Genomic DNA, 16,429 nt, shown 5'->3' with positions numbered 1-16,429 from the left:
ACTGCTTGGGAAATTGACATGACCACTTACAAGCGTCGGCTCAATCTCAATGTCGGCATCAACACGACCGGATATCTTGGCGCAGGCTGGAAATATCGCACCGGGACGCGCGAGGAAATCACCGACCCCGCATACTATCTGCGCCTCACCCAACTGGCCCATCGCGGGCTCTTTGACTCGGTTTTTTTCTCCGACCATCCGGCGCTGATGACGGACCCGAACAGCCGGCCGTTTCACACGATCGATCCGCTGATCCTGGTGACGGCATTGGCAGCGCAGGTGCCTGACATCGGCTTCGTTACGACCATGTCATCGACCTATAATTCGCCCTACAATCTGGCGCGACGGACGCAGTCGACCGATATCATTTCGGCCGGCCGGCTGATCATCAACGTGGTCTCTTCGTTCAATCCCGGGGTTGCCGCCAATTTTGGCAGCGAGCCGTTGCCGTCGCGCGATGTGCGCTATGCCAAAGCGCGCGAATTTCTGGATGTGGCAAAAAAACTCTGGGCGAGCTGGGACCCGCGGCGCGCGGGCGACGTGCCGCCCGAGCGGTTCTGGGATGCCAGCCAGGCCCAGGCCATCGACCATGTCGGCGACCATTTTTCGGTAAAGGGTCCGCTCAATGTGCCGCGGGGACCGCAGGGGCATCCGGTGATCGCACAAGCCGGCGCTTCGGAAGGCGGGATCGACCTCGCGGCGCGGCATGGCGAGATCATTTATTGCAACATTCTCTCGCGCGAAGCGGGGCAGGCTTTCCGCAAGAAAGTCTTTGATCGCGCGAGGGAAGTCGGCCGCGACACTTCGGAAATCCGCATCGTTCCGGGTCTTGTCGCCATTGTCGGCGAGACGCGGGAGGAGGCTTTGCGCAAGCATGAGCTGTTCAGCGGCGCGGGCTCGGAAGATGGGCTCATCAAGCGCTTCATCGAAGAAAACGGGCTCGATGCAGACACCTTCAACCCCGATGAAGTGCTTGATCCCCAACGCTTTATTCCAGATCCGAACCGGCTCATGGCCGTCGGCATGGGACTTGGGCTTTCCGACTTGCTGGCGCATGAAAAGCTGACGGCGCGTGAGGTCGTTCGGCGCTCAGAGGGACACCATCGGCTTGTGCTTGGGACGGCCGAAGAAGTGGCTGACCAGATCATCGACCTTTGGGCCGATGGGACGGTGGATGGCTATACCTATCAGCCGCCGCGGGCACCGGATGATATCGAGGAATTCGTCGAGCAGGTCGTGCCGATCCTGCAGGATCGCGGTGTCTATCCTACTGAATATGAAGGCAAAACGATCAGGGACCGCTATGGCCTGCCCTATCCTGACTAGGCGACGAGGTCGTTGCTGATGCTCTCGACGCCGCCGCCGGCCTGCATGTCTGCTAGGCTGGTTTTGTCGAGGACTTCGGCGATGGCGTTGCGGACCTCGAACATCAGCTTGCGGACGCGGCAGGTTTCGATGTCGCAATCGGCGCAGGGCTGGTAGCGGGTTTTGCTGGCGCAGGGGATCGGCGCCAGCGGCCCGTCGAGCACGCGAACGACGTGGCCGATCATGATTTCTTCAGGCGGACGAGCAAGATAGTAGCCGCCGTACTTGCCCTTGCGGGAGTAGACGAAGCCGGCATTGCGCAGCTCGGAGAGGATGGCGTCGAGGAATTTTTTGGGGATGTTATTGGTCGCGGCGATGTCGCCGACCATGGCCAGATCGCCCGGTTTCACACCGGAGAGGTGGCCCAGAGCCTTCAAACCGTATTTGCCCTTGTTGGTGAGCATTGCGAACCGACCATCCTTCACGCTGCGCGAAAATTTCGCGCAGTTGGTAGATAAAGTCGATCAATCTTCTTAACAAGAGGCCAATCGCCAACACGCGGCATTCCGCCCCCATTCGGTTGGCAGACTGTTCCCTTCGAGTGTCGCATTTGGCCGCTTAATGCGAAAAAGCTGTTAGCCTACTCGTAGACCTTGCCGAAGCGCCAATAGCCCATCAGGTTAAGGAGGCTCCGGTCGATGCCGCGCTCCTTGATGAGGAGGCGACGGATGGACATGATCGCTTCGGACTCGCCGGCGATCCAGGCGTAGAAGGCGCCTTCGGTGGCCTTGGCCAACTCCCAGGGGACATTCCTGTCGATGTCGATGTTTTCGAGCTCGACACTGGTCTCTTCGGCATTGGCGGCGGGGAGTTTGGCGCGCTCGACGGCGTCGACGAGGAGGTTGCCGGGGCGCGAGTCGCCCTCTTCGTGGCGGATGAGCCAGTTGACCACGAGACCGGGCCAGGTTGGGAGGGCCAGAGCGTCGGCGCGGTCGGCGACTTCGGCGAAGACTTCGCAGGGCGGCGGGCTTTTGCGCGCGGCGAGTTCTTCGAGGATACCGGCGAGGGCGGGGACGGCGGTTTCGTCGGCCATGAGGAGGACGTGGCGCGGGTCGGCGGGCGGCTTCCACTCAAAACCACCGCCGATCCTTTCGGAGCGGCGATTGGGGGCGGAGATTTGCACCTTGTCGCCCGGCTTGGCATGGGTGGCCCAGCGCGAGGCGGGACCGTTTTCGCCGTGGAGGACGAATTCTACGTCCACTTCGGCCTCATCGGCGCGGAGGTTGCGGATGGTGTAGGTGCGCATGGGAACGCGCTCGGCGACCGGGACGGATTTGTAGGTGGCGTACCAGTCCTCGGCATCCGGCATGTCGGGCACGCGGCCATCGTCGGTGGGGAAGAAAATCTTGATGCGCTGGTCGGGAGCCCAAGTAGTCATTTCCCGGATTTCCGGACCAGAGAAGGTGATGCGGCGCAGGTGCGGGGTGACGTCTTCGGAGCGCGCGAGGGCTGCGTTGAAAATACGATAGGGACGTGTGTGGGACATATTCAGGCGTGGCCGATGACGGAAGAGAGGGCGAACGAAGAGCGATTGCCCGACAGCGCGGCGCGGGCCAAGGCGAATTGCAGGGCGTGGACGTCGGAATATTCGGCGGGCTCCCAGCCGCAAACGCAGTTGCGCGGCGGCAGGTGGGAATCGGCGACTTCGCGGTAGACCTTGCCAAGAGCCGTGGCGAGCGTTTCGAGCACGTCCATGGGCTGAGCCTGGTTCACTTCCAGCGCTTCGCAGAAGAGGGTCAGCACGCGCTGGTGGAGAATATCCGCATTGTCGCGGTCGGCGGCGGCGTCGGCATTTTGGTGCATGGCGGCTCCGGGCATGGCCAGAGCGCCGCCCGCTTTAATATGATTAGTTTCGTCATATTAAAGCGGTGTGGGGTGGGATGCAAGGGGTGCGTAGTGGCACAGCCGGCCACCCCCTCCCATCCTTCCCCATCAAGGGGGAGGTGCGTATCGAGTTTGGGAATGGATCAGGGTGCCTCTCTGCTCTCGACGATCGTCACCACCGGGCTTGTCCCGGTGGTCCATGCGGAGGCGAGATGGATTGCCGGGACAAGCCCGGCAATGACGATGGAATGGAAGGAATGGCGTGTGGTGCGGGACGTCGTTAGCGCAGGCGCTTGCCGTCCCGGCCGAAGACGAGCAGCGAGGCCGGGTTGAACCTGGCCTGGTAGCGGTCGCCGGTTTTCAATGTGCGGTTGTTGTCGGTGGCGATGGTGAGGAGGTTGGAGCCGGTGCCGCGGGCATAGGCGTAGGTTTCCCCGCCGAGGTGCTCGATGATTTCGACTGACGTATCGAGGGCAGCCGTACCGGTGGGGTCGAAATGCTCGGGGCGGATGCCGACGGTGACGGCGGTGCCGGCCGGGATGGCAATGGGCGATGGGATCAGGTCGTTGGGGAAATCGGCAAGGCGGATGCCGCCGGCTTCGACGGTGCCGGTGAGGAGGTTCATTTTGGGCGAACCGATGAAGCCGGCGACGAAGAGATTGTTGGGATCGTCATAGAGTTCGAGCGGCGAGCCGGCCTGTTCGATAATGCCATCGCGCAGGACCACGATCTTGTCGGCCAGGGTCATGGCTTCGACCTGGTCGTGGGTGACGTAGATGATGGTGGTGTTCAGTTCCTTGTGGAGCCGCGCGATTTCGATGCGCATGTGGACGCGCAGTTCCGCATCGAGATTGGAGAGCGGCTCATCGAAGAGGAACACATCGGGGTGGCGCACGATGGCGCGGCCGATGGCGACGCGCTGGCGCTGGCCGCCTGAGAGCTGGCCGGGCTTGCGGTCGAGAAGCTTGCCGAGTTCGAGAATGCGGGCGGCCTCGTCGACGCGCCTGGCGATTTCGTCCTTGGGGCGGCCGGCGAACTTTAGGGCAAAGCCCATGTTTTCGCGCACCGTCATATGCGGATAGAGCGCGTAGGACTGAAACACCATGGCGATGCCGCGATGGGCGGGATCGATGTCGTTCATGCGCTTGTCGCCGATGAACAGATCACCCGAGGAGATCTGTTCAAGGCCGGCGATCATGCGCAGGAGGGTAGACTTGCCGCAGCCCGAGGGACCGACGAAAACCACGAACTGCTTGTCTTCGATGTCGAGATCGACGCCCTTGATGACATCCACCGCGCCAAAAGACTTCTTCACATTTCGGAGTTTGAGACCGGACATTGGTAATCCTCAGACGGCGGTGAGAGTGGTGACGGTGCGGCCGAGCCGCTCATTGGTGACGGTGACCGTGATCGGGCCCTTGCCGGTGGTGCGCAGCCAGAAGCCGGTCGAGCCGGCGCGCAGCGGCACGAGGCCGGGGCCAAGGCGGGTGGCGGGACCCGATACTTCGATGGAGACCGGTTCGGGGAAGAAGGGGAGCTTCGTGCCCGACTGATCGAGCGCCCGGACGATGACCCGCACCGTGTCGCCTTCGGCACCGAGTTCGGTATGGTCGGGCGTGACCTGAAGTTCGGTCGCGATCGGGTCGGAGATGAACTTTACCGTCTTGGCCACCTGGCCATTGATGTAGCCGGTGATAACTGCGTCTTCCCAGGACATGCCCCAGAGGCCGAGTTCTTCGTCGGTCAGGTGTTCGCGCTTGATGACGACGGGCGCGTGGGGGAGATGGGGGAAGGCTTCGCGGTCGGGGCGGAAACGCTTGGGCGCGTTGTTGCCATAGGTCAGCTCGACCTCGTCGCAATTAGTGAGGATCATCAACGGCAGCACGCCGCCGATGTTGCGTTCGCCGCGGGCCCAGAAGGTGACGGGCTTGAGGATGATTTCTTCCTCGGGCTCGCACTGGCTGGCATAGGCATAGGCGGCGAATTTGGGCTCGCGGAACATGTCCATGACGCCGTGGTGGCAGAGGCGGTCGCCCGAGCCAAAGTCCTTATGGGTATTATAGTCGAAAGCGCACCAGCCGATGCAGCCGGCAATTTGCGGATCGCCATAGGCGGCGTTCATCACGTCGAGGTGGCGGCGAACGTGTTCGGCCTGGCGCTGCTCCTGATCGTAGCTTTTGGTGGGGTACATGTGCCCACCATATTCGGTGATCATATAGGGCACGATGCGGTCGAGACCCGTGACTTCCTGCTGCGGGCGCAGCGGGGTGCGCGGGCGATTGCCGCCCCATTCCTCGTTGCCGAGGATGAAGTCGTTCATGGTGTAGACGTCTTCGAGCAGTTCGCTATCGGTGATGTAGCGGACGCCGCCGGTCTGGCGGGTGCTGTCGAGTTCGCGGGCCAGCTTGTTGGTGCGGACGTAGAAGTCGTGGCTGTCCTGGCTTTCGTTGATGCGAACGCCCCAGATGACGATGGAAGGGTGGTTCCAATCGCGGGTGATCATGCGGCGGACGTTTTCGACCGACTCGTCCTGCCACTCCAGCGGGCCGATATGCTGCCAGCCGGGGATTTCTTCGAACACAAGCAGGCCGAGTTCGTCGCAGCGATCGAGGAAATAGTGGCTCTGCGGATAGTGCGAGGTGCGCACCATGTTGAGGTGCAGCTGGTGCTTCAGGATTTCGGCGTCCTGCACCTGGGCCGACTTGCCCATGGCGTAGCCGGAATAGGGGAAGGACTGGTGGCGATTGAGGCCGCGGAGCTTCAAGAGCTTGCCGTTGAGCTTGAAACCATCGGCGGTGAATTCGGCGCTGCGGAAGCCGAAGCGGAAGCTTGCCGTGTCCTGGCCGGACGCTGTGTCGATGGTGACTTCGAGCGTATAGAGCGCCGGGGTCTTGATGTCCCAGAGGGTGATGCCGGCGAGATCGTTGAAGGCGATGTCGACCGAGGCGCCGGAGATGGCGGCGTCAGTGGTGGCAACGGTGTTGCCCGAAGCGTCCTTGAGGGTCGCTACCAGGGTGCCGGAGAGCGGCAGGTTTTGCGGATTACTGAGATCGATGCGGGCGCGGACGGACTTCTTGTCGGCCAGCACGTTGGGAGTTTCGATCTTACCGTTGCCGACGAAGATGCTCGATGTCACGCGCAGCCAGGCTTCGCGGTAGAGGCCGGCATAGGTGAGATAGTCGATCTGGCCGCCGAAGGGCGGGATGGCGGGGTTTTCGCTGCCGTCGATGACGACTTTCAGGACATTTTCGCCTGATTTCACGCGGCCGGTGAAGCGGCCTTCGAAGGGGGTGTAGCCGTCCTTATGCGCAGCAATTTCCTCGCCGTTGAGATAGACGCGGGAATTGGCCATGGCGCCATCGAAGACGACGGAGACTTCCTTGCCCTGCCAGCCTGCGTCAGCGGCGAAGCGCTTTTCGTAGGTGAATTCGCGCTGATAGGCCTTCTCGTCAAAATAGGAGAACGGCAGGTCCACCGCATTGTGCGGCAGACGGACGGTGTCCTTGCCTTCGAAGAGCCAGCCAGAATTGAAATCGATCAGAGGACGCATAGTTAGGTTCTACTTAACGGCGCCCAGCATGCCTTCGACGAAGCGACGCTGGAGCAGGAAGAAAATGATGAGGGTGGGAAGGGTGGCGAAGATCGCACCGACCATGATGACGCCGAAATCGGGCGTGTAGGCGGAGGTGAGACCGGCCACGACAAGGGTGAGCGTCTTCATCTCATTGGTCTGCAGGACGATGAGCGGCCAGAGGTAATTGTTCCAGTTGGCCATGAAGACAATGATGGTGGCGGCCGCGTAGGTCGAGCGCATCACCGGCATGTAGACATAGAGGAAGATCTGCCACTCCTTCAGGCCATCGATGCGGGCGGCATCGCGCAGCTCATGGGGGAAGGCCTTCGTTGCCTGGCGGAAATAGAAGATGATGAAGATCGAGGCGACAGTCGGCAGCAGGATCGCCTGGTAGGTGTTTATCATCTTGAAGTTGGCCATCATGATGAAGAGCGGGATCATGAGGGCGGCGAAAGGGATGGAGAGCATCAGGAGAAGCCCGGCGAAAATCTTTTCGCGGACCTTGCTGCGGAACATTTCGAAGCCATAGCCGGCGAGCGAGGAGACCAAGAGGGTCAGCGCCGTGCCGAGGCCGGCGATCAGGAACGAATTGAACAGAATCCGCGGCATATCGACGGAACTGAAGAACACCGAAATGTTCTGCAACAGCGCGCCGCCGGGGGTGACCTTGCCGCGGATGATATCGGCGGAAAGATTGGTCGCGCCGATCACCATCCAGAGGAAGGGAAAGACCGACACAAAGGCCGCGACGGTCAGCAGCAGATAGGTGGCAATGCGGCCGATAAGGGCGAGAGGGTTGCTCATGTGCGGCGCTCTCTTGCGGCCAGGAACTGGATCAGGGTCAGGATACCGACCATGACGACGATGACGTAGGATACGGTCGCCGCGTAGCCGAAGCTGGGCATGAACTTGAAGCTGAGGTTGTAGATGTAGAGCGACAGGGTGAGCGTCGAATCCGAGGGGGCGCCGGGGGTCGAGGGGATCAGGTTTGGCTCATCGAAGAGCTGCAGCGTGCCGATGGTCGAGATCACCGTCGTAAAGAGGATCACGGGCTTGAGCATGGGTACGGTGATGTACCAGAAGCGAGCCCAGGCGGGGACGCCGTCGATCTTGGCCGCTTCGTAGATCGAGCGGTCGATATTCTGCATGGCGGCGAGATAGAAGATCATGTTGTAGCCGGTCCAGCGCCAGGTGATGGCACTGATGATCACGACTTTCGACCAGAAGGGATCGGCCATCCAGGGGATGGGGTCCGAGATGATGTGCGTGAAGAGCAGGAACTGGTTGATCACGCCATCGGCGGCGAACATCGAGCGGAAGACGACGGAATAGGCGACGAGCGAGGTGACGCAGGGCAGGAAGATGGCGGTGCGGAAGAGGCCCTTGCCCCAGAGCTTGCTGTCGTTGAGCGCATTGGCGAAGAGCAGTGCCAGGACCAGCATGATGGGGACCTGGATGGCAAGGAAGGTCAGCGTATTGGTGAGCGCCCGGATGAAGACCGGATCCTGCGTCAGCCGCACGATGTTGGCGAAGCCGCCGAAGCTGAAGGCCATGCCGCGGCCGACCTGAAAACTCATCCAGAGCGACCACAGGATCGGATAGATCATGAAGACGCCGAGCAGCACCAAGGCGGGCATGACAAAAAGCCAACCGCTTACCTGCTCGTTTCGCGCGAGACCCGATTGCGCCACGCTATTCTCCGTTGTTGTCACCACTGCCTGCCAACCCCGATGTCATTCCCGCGAAAGCGGGAACCTCCGTTGTGAAACAGGGGTCCCCGCTTTCGCGGGGATGACACCGGGATAGGGTCCGCACCTCAGGTGCGGACCCGACATGACGGTTTTACTGGACCTGCTGGCGGACCTGGGCGTCGATGGCGGCGATGATCTCGTCGATATTGCCACCCGAGGTGATGTTCGGGATCTGGGCGGCGACAGCAGCGTCGGCTTCGTTGGTGAAGATGCCGTAGTTCACGGCCGGAATCTTGCCGAGCCAATCGGAGAAGTTCTGCCAAACGGGGGTGCCGCCGAAGAAATCGTCGCTGGCCTTGTAGGCGTCGCCTTCGCGGGCAGCGAGGAGCGAGCCGAGAGCGCCCTGGTTGACGAGAATCTTCTGGTAGAAATCGACGTCCTTGCCCCAGATTTCAGCGAGGAAATCGACAGCTTCAGCCTTTTCGGCCGAGGAAGAGAGCACGTACCAGCTGGAGCCGCCGAGGTTGGAGGCATTGGTCGCGCCTTCGACACCATCGAGAGCCGGGAGCGGGGCGATGGCCCACTTACCGGACTGATCAGCGTTGGCCTTGATCGTGCCGACCATCCACACGCCGGTGAAGGTCGAGAGGGTGTCACCCGAGGTGAACGAGCCGGTATATTCGGTCCAGCCCGAGACGGGCTTGGAAATGCCGGCAGCCATCAGGCGCTGGTAGGTCTCCATGGAGGCCTTGAGGACCGGGTTGTCAGCGATATGCACGCTGCCATCGGCATTGAAGTACCAGGAGCCGGCCGACTGCATCATGATGCGGAGCCAGCCGGCATCGTTGGGATCGATCGGCAGCAGGATGCCACCGGTCTTTTCCTTCACGGTCTTGCCGATTTCGATCAGCTTGTCCCAGGTGATGTCCTGGAGGTCGGCGGCGGTGAAACCGGCTTCGCCCAGAAGGTCGGAGCGGTAGAAATAGCCGGTGACGCCGGAGTCGAAGGGCAACGAATAGGTCTGGCCGTTGACGGTGGCGAGTTCGACCTTGTAGGGCGCAAAGCCCGAATAATCGACGGCGCTGTTGAGCGGCTCGAAAGCGCCGGGGAACGACTGCAGATATTTCTGGGCGCCGTAGTCTTCGATCAGGACGATGTCGGGCAGACCATCGGTGGTGCCCGAAGCGAGCTGGGCCTGAAGCTTGGTTTCAAGATCGGCCTTGGCGAAGTCGACGATATTGACGGTCACGTCAGGATGCAGCGCGGCGTAGCGCTCGGCCGCTTCCTTCATGGTGGCGCCATTGAAGTTGGGGTCCCAGCACCAGACGGTGATTTCGACGGCCGAAGCGGCGGTAACGCTGAACATGCTGACGCTGGCCAGCGCGACGGCGGCCGCGCGCTTCCAGCCCGTGGACAAACGGGTCATTGCAATTCCTCCCTAGCGGGTGTTTCCTCTTCACCCGTAGGCAGAACCTTAACCGCATAAATCGCGGCACGCAATAATTTCAGTAAATTTTTACTGCGTTATTTTTCAAGAGGTTGGCGGGTACTGCCACGCCAGACGAGCTTGGACGCCAGGGTGATCTGCTTGGCGAGTTCACGGCCACCGACGCGTTCGAGCAGCAATTCCACCGCCCCTTCGCCGATTTCCTCGGCCGGAAGATGCACCGTTGTGAGGGGTGGATTGAGAAATTGGGCGACGGAAATGTCGTTGAAGCTGGCGACGCCGACATCGCCGGGAATGGTGAGGCCCATTTCGTGAATGGCGCGATAGGCGCCGATGGCCATGGAATCGTTGAAGGTGATGATGGCGTCGGGCGGGCGCTTTTCACTGAAAATTTCCTTGGTCAGACGATAGCCGCCCTGCTCGGTATTGTCGCCCGAGCGGAACATGCGGTCGTCGAACCAGCCGGCCTTGGTCATCCACTGCACGAAAGCCTGGGCGCGGCGATCGCCCCAGCCGATATAGGCAATGCGGCGATAGCCCAGATTTGCCAGGGATTGCAGCAGTTTTTCCATGGCGAGGCGGAGGTCCGCCTGGACGGAATCGATCTGGTCGTCGGGTGGAGCATGGTCGGCAAAGACGAGCTGCTTGGCGTGGCGCTGCAGCCACTCGATCTCGTCTTCGTCGTGACGACCGATGGCGATGACCCCCGAGGCGCTTTGCAGCATGCCGGCATCGGGCTTGGCGTCGGTGTGGTAAACTTTTACCGTTTCGATCTTGAGCGCGGCGCAGCGGCTTTCGATGCCAAGGCGCAGGGCGACGTAATAGGGATCGACCAGTTCCTGCTCGGGGCGCAGAAAATGCACCAGAGCGAGCTTGGTAAGGCCCTGGACATTGGCGCGATTGCGATTGCGCGGTGTCGCATAATTGAGCTTTTCGGCCGTCTCGATGATGGCCTGGCGCTTGCGGTTGGAGATCGACAGCGTCGTGTCGTAGTTGAGCACACGCGACACCGTGGCGCTTGAAACGCCTACTGCCGCTGCGATTTCCTTGAGAGTGACCATGAGGGCGGAAGCTACAGCCGCGAAAGGCTGGCGGTCAACGGGCTGTTCGCGGCGCGAATGTGAGCATGTCCCGCTTCGTCGGTGGGACTGTTTGCTTCGCCCGTTCGGTTCATCCGTGGCGATTTTATCTACGCGATGCTGCCCTCCGGTTTGATCCGAGGGCAGCACGGTGGGTGGGAGGACATACTCAACGCAAGCACTACCTTTAGCTGGGGTATTGCCAGCCCGTCCCGACAATCCCGTCCGGGGCGGCATGGACCACCGGGACAGGCCCGGTGGTGACGATGGCGGGTGGATTTGGTTCGAGACGGGTTACTCCCGCGGGCGGACCAGCACCCTGCCCCGCACTTCGCCCTTGAGAATGCGGTTTGCCGCCGCCGGAAGGGCTTCGAGGCCGATTTCTTCCACCAGCGCGCCATAGGCGCTGATATCGAAGAGTTCGGCCACGCGCTGCCAGGCGGCGATGCGCTTTTCATAGGGCTGCATGACGCTGTCTATGCCGAGGAGGTTTACGCCGCGCAGCAGGAAAGGCAGGACATTGGTCGCAAGGGCAATGCCGGCAGTATTGCCGAGGGCGGCGACGGAGCCGCCATATTTGACCTGTTTCAGCACTTTGCCGAGCACATTGCCGCCGACGCAATCGATGACGCCGGCCCAGCGGGCGGGCTCGAGCGGCTTGTCGGCATCGGCCAGAAATTCGGCGCGATCGAGGATGCGGGTGGCGCCGAGGGCGGTGAGCGCGGCCGAGTTTTCGGGACGGCCAGAGAGGGCCACACCGGAATAGCCGAGGCGTGCAAGGAGCGCGATGGCGATCGAGCCTACCCCGCCCGAAGCTCCGGTGACGAGCACTTCGCCCGATGACGGGGTGAGGCCTTCGGATTCCAAGCGCATGATGGCGAGCATGGCGGTGAGGCCGGCAGTGCCGACGACCATAGTATCGCGGGTGGTGAGGCCTTTTGGCAGGGGGACGAGCCAGTCGCCATTGACGCGGGCGCGCTCGGAAAAGCCGCCCCAATGGGTTTCGCCGACGCGCCAGCCGGTGAGCACGACGGGATCGCCGGCGCGGTAGCGGCCATCGGAACTATCGCGAACCGTGCCGGCAAAATCGATGCCGGCGACATGGGGAAAGGTGCGGACGAGACCGCCCTGCCCCGTCAGGCACAGGCCATCCTTGTAGTTGAGGTCGGCCCAATCGATGTCGACAATGACATTGCCTTCGGGCAGGCGAGAATCGTCGAGCGTCTCGACCGCATTGGTGACGCTACCGTCCTCGGCCTTCTGAGTTACAAGGGCACGAAAGCTCATGGGTCTGTCTCCTGAGGCCAATCCATCCCCAGTGTCATTCCCGTGAAAGCGGGAATCCGCGTTGCGAAACGGAGGTTCCCGCTTTCACGGGAATGACACTGCGATTGAAGGGAGGGTGCTGTGTATCCCGGCAATATCCAGTTGGGTTCAATCTAGCGCGTTATCGGTCAAAGTCAAAGGCAGTGCCGACTCTTGTATGGAAGAAATGCCTGTCTAGAACGTTGATATTAAATGCTAAATCCGACAAACTGCGGGAGCCGGGCGAAATCGAGCTGACAGAATGCACCCCTCGTCGGCACAGTATCGGTATCTAGGCGGGATCTATCCCCCAGGATCGGCCGGAGACGGCGTCATGGGCCCAGCGTGGCCGCCGCCCAGGCAAGGGCGGCAGTCCGGCCTTGCATATGAGCCATCGGCCTGGCCTTGACCAAAGGCCCATCGAAGCGGCTCTGCGCACCGTGCCGAGGCACTGGGAGGCAGACCTGATGGCCTTCTCCCGCTCTGGCCAGAACTTCCTGATGCTGCATGAGCGCATGAGCCGCATCCTGGTCGGCACCCGGCTGGCCTCAAAGCATGCAGGACCGGTGGCCGAGACGATCAGGGCAGTTCTCGAACCCCTGCCGCCGCTTCTGCGCCAAACCCTGACCTTCGACAATGGCACCGAGTTCGCCCGGCACCACGAGCTCAACCCGCTCGGCCTCGCTACTTACTTCTGCGATCCCCATGCCCATGGCAGAAGGGCGGCATCGAGAATGCCATCGGGCGCATGCGACGCTTTCTGCCACGAAAGACCGATCTCGCCAAAATCGACGAAACCGTCCTCACCAGTCTCATTGCAGTCTATAACAATACACCTAGACGCTGCCTCGGCTGGAAAACACCAGCCGAAGTCATTCTCAAATCAAGTGTTGCACTTCAAACGAGAATCCACCTCCCCGCTTTCGCGGGGATGACACCGTGGTTTTGGAATGACAACGCGCTTGAGAGCGAGATCATTGTGTTTCGGCGTTTCTGATAGACTGAAACCCCAAAGCCTTAGGACCTTTGTGACGAAATTATTGCAGCACGCTTGATTGGTTCAGCTTTTTTGATAGACAATTACTGTCCATCATCTGAAAGCCTAACCTCTCATGAGCCGCAATTTTCTGGTCGTCGATCCCGAAGAGGATATCGAGGTTCTGAAGGGTTTGGCCTCGCCGATCCGGGTGCGCATTCTGAAGCTGCTGCATGTGGAGGGGCCGCTCAATGGCAATGACATTGCCGACAAGCTGGACCTGCCGCAGTCGACGGTTTCGACCAATATCCAGATTTTGGAGACGGCTGGGCTGATCCGGACGGAGACGCAGAAGGCGCGGAAGGGCAATCAGAAGATCTGCCATTCGACGTTTGACGAAGTGCTGGTGATGTTCAAGGAGGACATGACCCCGCTCAAGTCGAACTCGATCGAGGTGGCGATGCCGCTGGGGCTCTACACCAGCTGCGAGGTTTCGGCGCCGTGTGGGCTGTGTTCGACCGAGGGGATTATCGGGCTGCTAGACGTGCCGGAAACTTATCTTGAGCCCGACCGGATGAAGGCGGGGCTGATCTGGTTTACGCGTGGGTTCCTCGAATATCAGTTTCCCAACAATGCCAAGCTGGCGCAAAACACCATTGAAGTGCTTGAATTTGCGCTGGAATTGAGTTCGGAAGTGCCGGGGACATCGGCGGATTGGCCGAGCGATATCACGCTATCGGTCAATGGGACGGAGATCGGGACGTGGACGTCGCCGGGCGATTTTGGCGACAAGCGCGGGGTCTATACGCCGGACTGGTGGAAGCTCAAGGGCAGCCAGTATGGCAAGCTCAAGAGCTGGCGGGTGACCGATGAAGGCACCTATGTGGATGGGGTGAAGATTTCGCCGGTGTCGCTGGTGGACCTCGATCTCTCCAATCACCACTCGATCCGGTTGCGGATTGCGGTGAAGCCGGATGCCAAGCATCCGGGGGGGATCAATATCTTTGGGCGTGGTTTTGGGAACTACGACCAGGATATTATTATGCGGTTGCAGACGGCTAGGTAGTTTCACGCTGCGTATTCCCGCGAAAGCGGGAATCTCAGGCCACGGTTGACGAACGGGGATTCCCGCTTTCGCGGGAATGACACCGTAGGTGGGCTGCTGGAGCGGCGGTCGTGGAGAGATGGATTGCCGGGACGAGCCGGTAATGGCGGTCGCCTAAGGTTGGGTGCGCCGCTTAAACGACCCGTTTCAAAAATCATACAAAAGTGCGCCGAGCGGCTTCACAGGGCGAGCTTCGTCCTGTACAACCGATTTACTGATACAAATCAGAAAAACAGATTGTATGGGAGGGGCGTGGTGAAGGCGTCTGTCGTTGCGAATAAGGATTACACGATCTCCAAAATTGATGATCGTGTCTATGGGGCATTTCTCGAGCACCTCGGCCGCGCCATTTATGAGGGCATTTACGAGCCCGACCACCCGACGGCCGATAAGGACGGCATGCGTGGCGATGTCGCCAAGCTGGTGAAGGATCTCAATGTACCCGTAGTGCGCTACCCCGGGGGTAACTTTGTTTCCGCCTATAACTGGGAAGATGGCGTCGGACCGCGTGAGGAGCGCCCGGTTCGTCTCGATCTCGCATGGCACACGTCGGAAAGCAATGCCGTTGGCGTGCACGAATTTGCCGACTGGTGCGCTACCGTTGGCACCGAGATGATGCTCGCTGTGAACCTTGGTTCGCGCGGCGTCGACGAGGCGCGCAACTTCCTCGAATATGTCAATCATCCCGGCGGTTCCTACTGGTCGGACCTGCGCATCAAGAATGGTCGCAAGGAACCCTGGAACGTCAAAATGTGGTGTCTCGGCAACGAGATGGACGGCCCATGGCAGGTCGGCCACAAGGACGCCGACGAATATGGCAAGTTGGCCGCCAATACGGCGCGCGCCATGCGCATGTTCGACAAGAACCTCGAACTGATCGTGTGCGGCTCATCGCATTCGGACATGCCGAGCTTCCCCGACTGGGAGCGCATCGTGCTCGAGCACACCTATGATCACGTCGATCATATCAGCCTCCACATGTATTTCGCCAATCGCGACGACAATACGCCCAATTATCTGGGACTGAGCGAGAAGCTCGATCGCTATATCGAAACCGTGGCTTCGACCATCAAGCAGGTGAAGCACAAGAAGCGCTCCAAGAAGGACGTCTATATTTCCTTCGACGAATGGAACGTCTGGTACCATTCGAACAAGAAGGATCGCGAGATCCTCGATGGCAATGGCGGCTGGCCGCATGCGCCGGGTCTGCTCGAAGATATTTACAACTTTGAAGACGTGCTGATGGTGGGGCTGATCCTCAACACCTTCATCCGTCGCTCGGATGTGGTGAAGATCGCCTGTATTGCGCAGCTCGTGAACGTCATTGCGCCGATCATGACCGAAAAGGGCGGGCCTGCCTGGGCTCAGACTATCTACTACCCGTACTTCTTCGCTTCGGTGTTTGGTCGCGGCACGGCGCTGCAGCTCGTCACCAATTCGCCTGGCTATGAAACGACCCACGCCAAGGATACGGCCTATGTCGACGTTTCAGGCGTGCACAATGAAGAAGACGGCACGCTGAGCTTCTTCCTCGTCAATCGCCACACCAGCGAAAGCATCGAGACGGAAGTGAGCCTGCAGGGCTTTGCCGGCGGCACCGTTATCGACCATCAGGTGATGACGCATCCGAACCTCAAGGCCGTCAACACGGCCAAGAATCAGGATGAAGTGAAGCCGAGGAAGGGTGAAGGCGCCAAGATCGAGGGCGGGAAGCTCTCGGTAAACCTGCCGCCGTATTCCTATCAGATGGTGCGGGTGAAGCTCTAAAGCTTCGCGCTGGTTGGCCCCTCCCGCCCTCCCCCATCAAGGGAGGTAAAGGGACCGTGATTGTGCCAACACTGAGCACGGCCAAGTGCGACGACTTGGCTCGCAGACTGTTAACGTTCACCGTCTCCCAACGGTGAAAATGAGGCACATCGGCAACGATGTGCCTCTCTTATTTTTGTATCATGTTATCCGATTTGTATCACGCAAGTGATTGACATCGCCTACCCCTCAGTTAAGTATGACTTATAACGGCGCTGGAGGGTGCCGAGAAGCGAAATGCGGGAGGCATTTCGCCC

The 16,429-nt window shown here is 60.5% G+C and carries 14 protein-coding genes; 4 read left to right on the top strand and 10 right to left on the bottom strand.

The window, feature by feature from the left end; translation table 11 throughout:
- Positions 1 to 18: 18 nt before the first annotated feature.
- On the top strand, positions 19 to 1,326 hold the full coding sequence (locus J7557_RS06790) for an NtaA/DmoA family FMN-dependent monooxygenase (protein WP_291418638.1): 1,308 nt from the start codon (positions 19 to 21) through the stop codon (positions 1,324 to 1,326).
- Here J7557_RS06790 and J7557_RS06785 read toward each other — a convergent pair.
- The 10 genes from J7557_RS06785 to J7557_RS06740 form a co-directional block, all read right to left on the bottom strand.
- A complete protein-coding gene (locus J7557_RS06785) occupies positions 1,323 to 1,769 on the bottom strand; it encodes an Rrf2 family transcriptional regulator (RefSeq protein WP_291418636.1) in 447 nt (148 codons plus the stop codon). The genes J7557_RS06790 and J7557_RS06785 overlap by 4 nt on opposite strands.
- Positions 1,770 to 1,945: 176 nt before the next feature.
- Entirely contained in the window at positions 1,946 to 2,851 is a 906-nt protein-coding gene (locus tag J7557_RS06780; protein WP_291418633.1) for a siderophore-interacting protein, read from the bottom strand.
- Between the two features lie 2 nt (positions 2,852 to 2,853).
- Positions 2,854 to 3,168 carry a hypothetical protein gene (locus J7557_RS06775; RefSeq protein ID WP_291418631.1) on the bottom strand — a complete coding sequence of 105 codons (315 nt, stop codon included), beginning with the start codon at positions 3,166 to 3,168 and terminating at the stop codon, positions 2,854 to 2,856.
- A 301-nt stretch (positions 3,169 to 3,469) separates the two neighbouring features.
- Entirely contained in the window at positions 3,470 to 4,528 is a 1,059-nt protein-coding gene (locus J7557_RS06770) for an ABC transporter ATP-binding protein (protein WP_291418629.1), read from the bottom strand.
- A gap of 9 nt (positions 4,529 to 4,537) precedes the next feature.
- Positions 4,538 to 6,739 (bottom strand): glycoside hydrolase family 2 TIM barrel-domain containing protein, encoded by a 2,202-nt coding sequence (locus J7557_RS06765; RefSeq protein ID WP_291418627.1) that lies wholly within the window; start codon positions 6,737 to 6,739, stop codon positions 4,538 to 4,540.
- Between the two features lie 9 nt (positions 6,740 to 6,748).
- Positions 6,749 to 7,567: a carbohydrate ABC transporter permease gene (locus J7557_RS06760; RefSeq protein ID WP_291418625.1), complete on the bottom strand. Its 819-nt coding sequence runs from the start codon at positions 7,565 to 7,567 to the stop codon at positions 6,749 to 6,751.
- Positions 7,564 to 8,400, bottom strand: coding sequence for a carbohydrate ABC transporter permease (locus J7557_RS06755; RefSeq protein ID WP_291418960.1), 837 nt, complete (start codon positions 8,398 to 8,400; stop codon positions 7,564 to 7,566). The genes J7557_RS06760 and J7557_RS06755 overlap by 4 nt, the downstream gene beginning before the upstream one ends.
- 205 nt (positions 8,401 to 8,605) lie before the next feature.
- Positions 8,606 to 9,880: an extracellular solute-binding protein gene (locus J7557_RS06750; RefSeq protein ID WP_291418624.1), complete on the bottom strand. Its 1,275-nt coding sequence runs from the start codon at positions 9,878 to 9,880 to the stop codon at positions 8,606 to 8,608.
- A 98-nt stretch (positions 9,881 to 9,978) separates the two neighbouring features.
- Positions 9,979 to 10,962, bottom strand: a complete 984-nt coding sequence (locus J7557_RS06745; RefSeq protein WP_291418622.1) for a LacI family DNA-binding transcriptional regulator — start codon at positions 10,960 to 10,962, stop codon at positions 9,979 to 9,981.
- 312 nt (positions 10,963 to 11,274) lie between these two features.
- Positions 11,275 to 12,267: an oxidoreductase gene (locus J7557_RS06740; protein ID WP_291418620.1), complete on the bottom strand. Its 993-nt coding sequence runs from the start codon at positions 12,265 to 12,267 to the stop codon at positions 11,275 to 11,277.
- Positions 12,268 to 12,590: 323 nt separating this feature from the next.
- On the opposite strand from J7557_RS06740, the gene J7557_RS06735 reads away from it, so the two are divergent.
- The 3 genes from J7557_RS06735 to J7557_RS06725 all read left to right on the top strand — a co-directional run bounded on the left by J7557_RS06735 (position 12,591) and on the right by J7557_RS06725 (position 16,133).
- Positions 12,591 to 13,220, top strand: a complete 630-nt coding sequence (locus tag J7557_RS06735; protein ID WP_291418958.1) for an IS30 family transposase — start codon at positions 12,591 to 12,593, stop codon at positions 13,218 to 13,220.
- A gap of 177 nt (positions 13,221 to 13,397) precedes the next feature.
- Positions 13,398 to 14,327, top strand: coding sequence for a helix-turn-helix domain-containing protein (locus J7557_RS06730; RefSeq protein WP_291418618.1), 930 nt, complete (start codon positions 13,398 to 13,400; stop codon positions 14,325 to 14,327).
- Positions 14,328 to 14,621: 294 nt separating this feature from the next.
- Positions 14,622 to 16,133 (top strand): alpha-N-arabinofuranosidase, encoded by a 1,512-nt coding sequence (locus J7557_RS06725; protein WP_291418616.1) that lies wholly within the window; start codon positions 14,622 to 14,624, stop codon positions 16,131 to 16,133.
- Positions 16,134 to 16,429 lie beyond the last annotated feature (296 nt).

The organism is Devosia sp. (assembly GCF_017744655.1).
Taxonomy (GTDB): domain Bacteria; phylum Pseudomonadota; class Alphaproteobacteria; order Rhizobiales; family Devosiaceae; genus Devosia.
Note: the sequence above shows the minus strand (reverse complement) of the source record. Positions and strands in the feature narration are given on the sequence as shown.